The sequence below is a fragment of the Bacillus hominis genome (genome assembly GCF_018332515.1).
GTDB classification, from domain to species: Bacteria; Bacillota; Bacilli; order Bacillales; family Bacillaceae_G; genus Bacillus_A; species Bacillus_A hominis.
Map to the genome: position 1 here is coordinate 1 of NZ_BOQD01000249.1, position 1,398 is coordinate 1,398.

The following is a 1,398-nucleotide window of genomic DNA, read 5'->3' on the forward strand; positions in this document are numbered from 1 at the left end:
TATATTGAGAAATTAACTAAGTATAAAAATTACTTATGATGACAAAATTAAAAAATATAAAAACCATTAGTTCTGAATAAAAGCGTTATTTAATAAAAAAAGCAGGTAGCTTTCGCTAGGCTGCTTTGCTCCATATGGGAGTTTTCGTTATGTAATTTAGATAAAGATACTAGCTACTAGAAATATAGCTGCTATCAAAATAAGAGAATCAAATAAAATCAAGAACTGGTTTTTTTGTGGCTTTCGAAATTCTTTTATTAAGCTAAAAACTGCACTCATTCCAAAGCAAATGTATAACAAGATCATTATTGTTTCTGACATACTTAACACCCCTAATATGTTATTAGTTTCATTATATAACGAAAAATAAATATGTGTAAGAGTTTAACAAAATCCTTAATTTGTAGCGAATGGGTGAAACTCTTGGATAAGTATTGGACTTTATATGTGTTACTAAAAAGTAATAAAGAACAGTTAACACTAGTATATATATTACCTCCTATTTTTGGGGTGTCTAAAAGTGATATAAACATTCAAGGTTTGTTTCATGGTAAAAGTTGCATTTTGTAGAGAAATAAGTTGATTAAGGATGGGCATTGAATATGCCATGTTTGTATTAAAAAAGAGCAGAAACTACAATACAAAGTGCACAATAGCAAAGGAAAAACATACTATATTACTGCAAACAAAGCCTATGTATATGTGAAGTAATAGGAAAAGCTGTTGCCTCTAATTGCTAGAGGTCCGTTTTTATAAAGAATGTTTATTGTACGTTTATACTAATAATGCTACATATTTGGAGTGTTTGAATTGTGAGGATTCATACAGTAACATATTTGTTTTTTAAGATTTAAATAAGAAGGTTTAGTACAATTGTTTGTTTTTTTCTTTCTATGTTTTTGTCTCGTACACTTTTAAGCTAGTGGACATACGTTACTAATAGAAAGGATTAGGGGGTGAGGTTTTGGGTTCTCGATTTAATAATTGTAGAAAAAAATGTACGTGTAAACAGGATGATTGCTGGGATATTTTTGAAGAGTGCAAAAAGGAAAAGCATGAGCAATGTGATAGCTCTTGTGTACAAGGAATTAGAGATGAGCTAAAAAAATTAGTTGATAAAACAGTGCGAATTAATACTGAAGGACGTACTTATATAGGTACTATTTCTTCGGTAACTTGCGATGTTGTTAAGCTAGCTGCTATTCCTGGTTCAGTCGCAGCAATTATATCTCTTTGTAAAATTGAAGCAATTTTACCACCAGCTACAACTGTTACCGCTGAGTTTGATTTTAACGGTATTGACGTAGCAAACAAAGCATAATGATGCTGTTAAAAAGCCATTCTGATGAATGGTTTTTTATTTTGTACAAAAGGGAATATATTTTTTATATAGAAATA

General features: G+C 30.0%; 1 protein-coding gene and 1 pseudogene. Both read left to right on the top strand.

All coding sequences use genetic code 11. The features are described from left to right. Window positions 1-636: 636 nt before the first annotated feature. Window positions 637-711, top strand: a pseudogene (locus KI356_RS28275) (N-acetylmuramoyl-L-alanine amidase); the annotation flags it as partial. 253 nt (window positions 712-964) lie between these two features. Beyond that, window positions 965-1,321, top strand: coding sequence for a hypothetical protein (locus KI356_RS21105; RefSeq protein WP_212936355.1), 357 nt, complete (start codon window positions 965-967; stop codon window positions 1,319-1,321). The last annotated feature ends 77 nt before the right edge of the window (window positions 1,322-1,398 follow it).